The organism is Marinimicrobium sp. UBA4509 (genome assembly GCF_002388575.1).
Lineage (GTDB): Bacteria > Pseudomonadota > Gammaproteobacteria > Pseudomonadales > Cellvibrionaceae > Marinimicrobium > Marinimicrobium koreense.
On sequence record NZ_DGMV01000043.1, the window covers coordinates 9,962 to 17,791 of the forward strand.

The window sequence follows — 7,830 nt, forward strand, 5'->3', positions numbered from 1 at the left end:
GAGTCTCCAACCGGTTTATACCGTGGCCGCCGTGGTCCCCGTTGCCCCCTATGGTGGGTTTAACGGGGTTGCCTGTGCGAACTATGCCTTCTTCGCGCGATACCCTTTATTTTTCACATCACGATCACGCACTTTCGCTTTCGGCTTACCTTTACCATCCGGCTTGCCCTTACCCGCAAACTTACCCGGCGCACGCTTATCGCCCGGTTTCGGACCGCGACGCTTGAAATCCGGCGCCGGACCATCGTTGCGCGGACCCGTGTCCTCGGCAATATTCAGCGGCCGATTGCGCACCCGCACCTTCTTCAGCAACTGCATCACCTCCGGCGACATACCCTTGGGCAGATCCACCGTGGAAAACTCATCAAACAACTTGATGTGACCAATATACTGACTGTCGATACCCGCCTCATTGGCAATGGCGCCGACGATATCCCCCGGACGAACCTCATGACTGCGGCCCACATCCAAACGATAGCGCTGCAGGTCCGAATCATTGACGCGGGGCTTCGGCCCTTTGCCAGCCTTGGCTTCACGAGCCAGCTTGTTCTTGCCCTTGGTGCTGGGCTTTTCCGGACGAATCTCGGCCAGCTTCACCTGCAGCGGGCGCTCTTTCTGCACCAGATAGGCGAGGGCCGAGGCAATCTCCTCCGGTGAACGGTCCGTCTGATGGCTGAAATCGGCCAACAGATCGTTAAAGAAACTCAGATCCACACTGGTATCAAATACCTGCTGAATCGACTGCTTGAACTGATCAATACGATGAGCGGTCACGGCGGCGCCGGTCGGCAACTCCATGTGCTTGATCGGCTGGCGGGTCGCCTTTTCGATCACGTACAGCAGGCGCTTCTCGCGCGGTGCCACAAACAGAATCGCCTTACCGCTGCGACCGGCACGACCGGTGCGGCCAATGCGGTGCACGTAGGCTTCACTGTCGTACGGAATGTCGTAGTTGAGCACGTGGCTGACCCGCTCCACGTCGATACCACGGGCGGCCACGTCAGTGGCGATCACGATATCCAGCTTGCCGTTTTTCAGCCGCTCAATGGTGCGTTCGCGCAGTTGCTGGTTCATGTCGCCGTTCAGCGCGGACGCTGCATAACCGCGGGCCTCAAGTTTCTCCGCCAACTCCACAGTGGCGTTCTTGGTGCGGGCGAAAATGATCATGCCGTCGAACGGCTCGACTTCCAGAATGCGGGTCAGGGCATCGAGCTTGTTGGTGCCGCTGACCATCCAGTACACCTGCTCGATGTTGGCGCCGGTGGAGGTGCTGCTGGCAATTTTGATTTCCTGAGGGCTGTTCAGATACTGGCTGGCAACCTTGCGGATCTGGCTGGGCATGGTGGCCGAGAACAGGGCGGTCTGGCGCTCCTTGGGTGTGTGCTCCAGAATCCATTCGACGTCGTCGATAAAGCCCATGCGCAGCATTTCGTCGGCTTCATCGAGCACCAGGCTCTGCAGCTTGGACAGGTCCAGCGTACCGCGACGCAGGTGGTCCATTACCCGACCCGGGGTGCCCACAACCACCTGGGCGCCGCGTTTGAGCTGGCGCAACTGGCCGCCCATGTCGCCGCCGCCGTAAATCGGCAGTACGTGAAAGTTGTTCAGCTTGCTGGCATAGCGCTGAAACGCTTCGGCCACCTGAATGGCCAGCTCGCGGGTCGGTGCCAGCACCAGAATCTGCGGCTCGCGCTGCTCGGGGTTGAAGCGCGAGAGCAGGGGCAGGGCAAACGCGGCGGTTTTACCGGTGCCGGTCTGGGCCATGCCCACGATGTCTTTGCCATCGAGCAGGGCCGGAATGGCGGCCGCCTGGATCGGCGAGGGCTGTTCGTAGCCGACGGACTGAATGGCCTGAAGCACGGGTTCAGACAGGCCCAGGTCGGTAAACAGCAAGGGGGTTTGTTCGGTCATGGAGTGTTAGCCTCAATATGCAATAGGCGCGCGGCGGCCGGAGCAGCGGGATAATGGGCGCGGCGTGGTCAGGGGGTGTTGTCGGGTGATCAGAGGGTGCGATCTCGGCAGGTCCGGGGCCTTATCGCGGCACGTTGGGCGTGTGTTCCGCCAGTGGGCGGTCGCTTGGGCTGCACTCTTGCAGCCATGACAGGTCCCTGTCGTCTCAGCTCTGCCCCGTAACACCATTTCCCCAAACGCATAGAGGGCTTAACTGAAGAGGCGCGGATTATAGGCGCATTTCATCGCCCGCGCAATGTTATCCTTGTCGGTAACAACCTGATGTCAATAAAGGAGCGAATTATGGCAAGCGTATTTTCGAAAGTGATTTCCGGCGAATTCCCCGGCCATTTTGTCTGGAAAGACGACAAAGCCGTGGTCTTCATGACCATTCAACCGATTCGTGAGGGCCATGTACTGGTGGTGCCGCGTGAGGAGGTGGATCACTGGGATGACCTGCCGCCGGCCTTACTCAGCCACCTGATTCAGGTGAGCCAGAAAGTGACCAAGGGCCTGAAAGAGGCCTATCCGGCGAAGCGGGTGGGAATGATGATCGCCGGTCTGGAAGTACCGCATACCCATATCCACCTGGTGCCGTTGGATTCAATGGGGGATTTGAGTTTTGACCATGCGAGCAGCGCTGACGCCGAGGATCTGGCGGAGGCGGCGCAGAAGATTCGCAAGGTGTTGGTTGCCCAGGGGCATGGTGAAGCGAATTTGAGTTAAATTGGCCGGTGGGTCGGGGTTTGGTAGCGGCGGATGCGGCCTTCGGCCTTATCCGCCCTACACGACCTGCCGTGGTTTGCGTAGGGCGGATAAGCGCGTGAGCGCGCATCCGCCGTAACCCAAGCTGAACCCTATGTAACACGTCAATGTACCTGCCCATTGGTATGAATCAGCGTCACCACCGCCAGAATCACGAACAACATGAAGGCGCTGATGCGGGCGTACTTGAGCGGAATCTTGTCCATCAGCCAGCGGCCCGCAAACAGCACCGGGATATTGGCCAATAACATGCCCACCGTGGTGCCGATCACCACCATCAGAAAGGCGTCAAATTTGGCCGCCAGCACCACCGTGGCGACCTGGGTCTTGTCGCCGATTTCCGCCAGGAAAAACAGCACCAGAGTGGCCACGAATGGCCCGTATTGATGGAAGCGGCCAGGCTCATCGCTGGCCTTATCGGGAATCAGGGTCCACAGGGCGACAATCAGAAAGCTGCTGGCGAGAATCCAGGGCACCCACTGTGCGGGTATCAGGTCCGCCAGCCAACTGCCCAGCAGGGCGGACAGGGCATGGTTGATCAGGGTGGCGACCAGGATGCCGGCGGCAATGGCGTAGGGGCGGTGATAGCGGGAAATGAGAAGCAGCGCCAGGAGCTGGGTTTTGTCGCCGATTTCGGCCAGAGCCACGGCGAGAGTCGATCCGATCAGTGCTTCCATCAAAAACGTCGTCCGGGCGGGGCTGTTAGACAGAGATACACACACCACCCCGCCGGGATAAGCGTCTGTACCTCAGGTCTCATCAGCCCGACCCGTGCGGCGGAGCCGCAGGGTGGGGTGTTACTGCCATGCGCTGTGGCGCAATTATGTTGACAGTAACGCCAGCGATACTGCGCGCTGGCCGATTACTCCCCCGAGAGAGGGCTGCATTTTAGAAAGTGTTGCCCCGCAAGTCAAATGCGAATCGTTCGCCGTTCTCCGGCGGGGCTCCGAGGGGCCGTGGTGGCCGGGCTTCAGCGACGGCTGGCAGCCCCGCCGTAGGGCAACTCCGGCAAATAGGGTTCAATCAGCGCCAGCGCGTCTTTATACACCTGACGCACATCGGGCTTCAGGCCCACCTCCATCCTTCGGGAGAGCATGGTGATGGGGAACAGGCACTCCTCGGTGCCCTCGACACACAGCGCCCGGCTACGGCCCCGGTTGTCCTCGTAAATCTTCCACTCCAGCTCGTCCACTTCGGCGGCCATCACATTGCCCAGCACCGCGCCCAGCGCCTGAAGCGTCAACCGGTCGTCCTGATCGACCAGCTCCCGATCGACAATCCGCTGCAGCGTGGTCAGATCGCTCAGATCCTCGCGAATCTGGCTTCCGACCCGGGTGCGTGCCAGGTCGTCCACGCGCTGTACCTGTTGGGCCATGTGGTTGCGGTCCATCCAGGCCAGGTCCTCAATTGTGACCTCCTGGGCCAGAGTGGCCGGGCTGGCAAGCAGGAGCAGCAGGCCCAGACCGAAACACAATTTATTCATGGGTTACCTCTTTGGGTTTGGAGTCCAGTGCGGGAGAATCCTCGCCATTCTCTATCAGAGTGATGGGCTCCGGGTAGAGTTCATTCAAGGGCTGAGACAGGCCGGATTGTAACACCATGTGCACATGGTGGCGGCGCAGCAGGCGCGGCTCCGGAACGCCGCAGGCGTGGGCGATCAGCCCGACGCTGTAGGTCAGATTGCGCTGATAGTGGGCCACCCGCTCGGCCTTGTCGGTGGGGTCCAGGCCCCGTTGCAGTTTCGGGTCGTGGGTGGTTACCCCGGTCGGGCAGGTGTTTTTGTGGCACTGCATGGCCTGAATGCAGCCCAGGGAAAACATGAACCCCCGGGCGCTGGTCACGAAGTCGGCGCCGCACGCGATGGCCCAGGCCACCATGGAGGGGTTGATCAGCTTGCCGGAGGCGATCACGCGCACACGCTCTTTCAGGCCCGCTTCACTAAGCAGGTTGCACAGCCAGGGCAGGCTTTCCTTGAGCGGTAGCCCGACGTAATCCATCAGCGGTTGCGGGGCGGCACCGGTGCCGCCGTCGGCGCTGTCCAGGGTGATGAAATCCGGCGCCCGATCCACACCGCGAATGCGGATAGCGGCCACCATATCCCGCAACCATTGCTTATCGCCCAGCACGGTTTTGAAACCCACGGGTTTGCCGGTGACCTGACGGATGTGGTCGATCATATCCAGCAGGTCGTCCACCGAACGGATATCAGGGTGGCCGTTAGGGCTGATAGATGCGTGTCCTTCCGGAATGCCCCGGATTGCAGCGATTTCGGCGGAGACTTTTTCCGCCGGCAGAATGCCCCCCTTGCCGGGCTTTGCTCCCTGGCTGAGTTTGATCTCAAACATCTTGACCGATTCTTTGGCCGACAGCTGGATCAATTTTTCGTCCGAGAGTTTGCCGTCCAGGTCCCGGGCGCCGTACTTGGCGGTGCCCAACTGAAATACCAGATCGCCGCCTCCCTCTTCATGGAAGGGCGAGAGGCCGCCCTCACCGGTGTTCAGCCAGCAACCGGCCTTGGCGGCGCCTCGGGATAGGGCGCGCACCGCCGGCGCGGAGAGGGCGCCATAACTCATGCCGGAAATGTGGAAAAAGGCCGAGGTCGTGTAGGGATGCCGACAGTAGGGGCCAACAGTGACCGCCGAGGGTATGGCGGCGTCCTGCTCCAGAGTGGGGAAGGCCGAGTTCAGAAACAGCACCGTGCCCGACGGGTTCAGGTCCCGGGTGGAGCCGAAGGCCAGGTTGAGGTCGAGGTTTTTGGCTGCCCGGTAAACCCAGGCGCGTTCGGCCCGGTTGAATGGCATTTCCTCGCGGTCCATGGCGAAAAAATACTGCCGGAAAAATTCGCCCAGGTGCTCGAACCAATACCGAAAGCGACCGATCACCGGATAGTTCCGCCGAATGGTGTGTTTGCGCTGGGTAACATCCACCACATACATGGCGGCCACGGTGAGCAACCCGACCCCGATCAGGGTGACAAAAATCAGGACCAGAATGGTCAGCAATTTCAGAGCAAATACATCGTCGAACATGGCAACCTTCACTGTCGGGCCGAAAATGGCATTGGCGTGAGTTCAAGCTGGCCGCTATCATAAGGCTTTTAGTGGTCTGCGACCATGTCGCACCCCATACAACACCCTGTCAAAAACCGAGGAACCTCCATGAAAGCCACAAAAATCATAGTCAGCATTCTGGTGGCCCTGATCGTTGTCATCGCCATCGCGCTGTTTATCGGCCTGCGCAACCTGGACACTCTGGTCGAAGCGGCCATCGAGTCGGTCGGACCCACGGTGACCAAAACGGACGTGCAGGTGGATGGGGTACACATTGAATTGACCGAGGGGCGGGGTACCATCAGTGGCTTTCCCATTGCCAACCCGCAAGGCTATTCGGATCAGCCGATTTTTCGCGTGGGCGATGTGACGTTGGATATTCGCCCAAGTTCGATCACCGAGGATGTGGTGGTTATTGAGGAAATCAAAGTCGATGGTGCCCAGCTCAACGCCGAGCATCGAGACCTGACCCAGATCAACCTCAAAACCCTGCTGGACCAGATGAGTTCCGGCTCCCAGGAAGAAACACCCAAGTCCACCACCGCCAGCCCCGATGTGCGCTTTATGGTGGAGAAACTGAGCTTCACCAACGCCGGCTTGAGCTTGAGTTCGGACGAACTGGGCAATCGTGAATTGACGCTGAGGGACATCAACCTGGAAAACCTGGGTGACCGTCAGCAGGGGTTGACCCCGGCCCAGCTGACCCGGGCGATTCTCGACCCGCTTCTGCAGCAGGCCCGCCAGCGGGTGGAAGCGGAAGTGCGCTCGGAAGCCGAAGGCGCTCTGAAAGAGGAGCTGGAGTCCCGTATGTCCGATGACGATAAGGAAAAAGTCGACGCTGTCCGGTCATTGCTCAACCGCTGATCCACCTGCCTCCCCGGGGTTTCGCCCCGGGGATTTCCCCTTAACGTTTTTCTCTTCTGCCACAGAGAAATTGCATTCTGGCCTTGTAACCGATTACAATCGGTTGGCGTCGAACCTCTCCGGTCGACGGCAGCGTGCCAAAACAACGTCAATAACCCAATAAACAAGGTGTGATATGGTCAGGACCACCGTCTTTCACGGCCTGCTGGCGGGCCTGGTTGCCTTGCTGACGGCTTGCTCAGCGCCTCAATCTGACGCCCCGCAACAAACCGCAGGCTCCGTCGAGCCCATCACTGAGAACATTGATCCCGCCGCCCAGGCGCTCTGGCGCAACCTGCACCGGCTGAAAGGCGAGGGCTTTCTATTCGGTCACCAGGACAGCCTGGCGTACGGGGTACAGTGGCGTGATGACTCCGGGCGCTCCGATGTCAAACTCACCACGGGTGACTACCCCGCGCTTTACGGCTGGGATCTGGGACACCTGGAGCTGAACGATGCCCGGAACCTGGACGGCGTCCCCTTTGCGCGAATGCGGGACTGGATGCGTGATGCCTACCGCCGCGGTGGGGTGGTGAGTATCTCCTGGCATATGACCCACCCGGGTACCGGCAGCAGCTCCTGGGAAACCGACACCGGCGCCGCCGAGCTGCTGCCGGGCGGGCGATACCATCAGGACCTGCGCCTGGCGCTGGATCAATTTGCGGCGTTCGCCCGCTCCCTGGAAGTGTCATTGCCCGATGGCCGCACCGGACCCATGCCGCTGATTTTCCGGCCCTGGCACGAACACAATGGCGACTGGTTCTGGTGGGGCAAGGGGCCGACATCCGAGGAGGACTATCGAGCCTTGTGGCGCTTTACCGTGGACTATCTGACCCAAGAGCAACAGCTCCACCAGCTGCTGTTCGCGTTTTCTCCGGATCGCAGTCGGTTGACGTTGGATCAGTTTGAATCGTCCTATCTTTATGGCTACCCCGGCGATGACTACGTGGATATTCTCGGTATTGATAACTACTGGGATCTGGGCCATTCCGCCAACACCGCCACACCGGAGGAAGATGCCGGGCGGTTTATTGCCAGTCTGGGTGCCTTGGCCAAATTGGCGGCGCAGCGCGGTAAACTGGCGGCCATGACCGAAGGTGGCCAGGATACACTGTTCGAGTCAGACTTCTTCACCGAACGGCTGCTCAAAGGCTGGCAGGCG

The 7,830-nt window shown here is 60.2% G+C and carries 7 protein-coding genes; 3 read left to right on the top strand and 4 right to left on the bottom strand.

What is annotated here, in order from left to right; genetic code table 11:
* Positions 1 to 81: 81 nt before the first annotated feature.
* Positions 82 to 1,911: a DEAD/DEAH box helicase gene (locus B3520_RS06510; protein ID WP_286875705.1), complete on the bottom strand. Its 1,830-nt coding sequence runs from the start codon at positions 1,909 to 1,911 to the stop codon at positions 82 to 84.
* A 342-nt stretch (positions 1,912 to 2,253) separates the two neighbouring features.
* Here B3520_RS06510 and B3520_RS06515 point away from each other — a divergent pair, with 342 nt between their 5' ends.
* Complete coding sequence (locus B3520_RS06515; RefSeq protein ID WP_286806868.1) at positions 2,254 to 2,676, top strand: HIT family protein; 423 nt, start codon at positions 2,254 to 2,256, stop codon at positions 2,674 to 2,676.
* A 143-nt stretch (positions 2,677 to 2,819) separates the two neighbouring features.
* On the opposite strand, the gene B3520_RS06520 is transcribed toward B3520_RS06515, so the two are convergent.
* The 3 genes from B3520_RS06520 to B3520_RS06530 all read right to left on the bottom strand — a co-directional run bounded on the left by B3520_RS06520 (position 2,820) and on the right by B3520_RS06530 (position 5,744).
* The gene (locus tag B3520_RS06520; RefSeq protein ID WP_123637559.1) at positions 2,820 to 3,392 is read right to left on the bottom strand and encodes a TMEM165/GDT1 family protein; all 573 of its coding nucleotides are present in this window, start codon (positions 3,390 to 3,392) and stop codon (positions 2,820 to 2,822) included.
* Between the two features lie 293 nt (positions 3,393 to 3,685).
* Positions 3,686 to 4,198 carry a DUF3806 domain-containing protein gene (locus B3520_RS06525; RefSeq protein WP_123637558.1) on the bottom strand — a complete coding sequence of 171 codons (513 nt, stop codon included), beginning with the start codon at positions 4,196 to 4,198 and terminating at the stop codon, positions 3,686 to 3,688.
* Positions 4,191 to 5,744, bottom strand: a complete 1,554-nt coding sequence (locus B3520_RS06530; protein ID WP_286806866.1) for an FMN-binding glutamate synthase family protein — start codon at positions 5,742 to 5,744, stop codon at positions 4,191 to 4,193. Before B3520_RS06530 ends, B3520_RS06525 begins: the two co-directional genes overlap by 8 nt.
* 129 nt (positions 5,745 to 5,873) lie before the next feature.
* Here B3520_RS06530 and B3520_RS06535 point away from each other — a divergent pair, with 129 nt between their 5' ends.
* Together B3520_RS06535 and B3520_RS06540 are read left to right on the top strand one after the other, a co-directional pair.
* Entirely contained in the window at positions 5,874 to 6,629 is a 756-nt protein-coding gene (locus tag B3520_RS06535; protein ID WP_286875719.1) for an AsmA family protein, read from the top strand.
* A 175-nt stretch (positions 6,630 to 6,804) separates the two neighbouring features.
* Positions 6,805 to 7,830 (top strand): glycoside hydrolase family 26 protein (locus B3520_RS06540; RefSeq protein WP_286875721.1); only part of this gene is annotated, 1,026 nt, incomplete at its 3' end.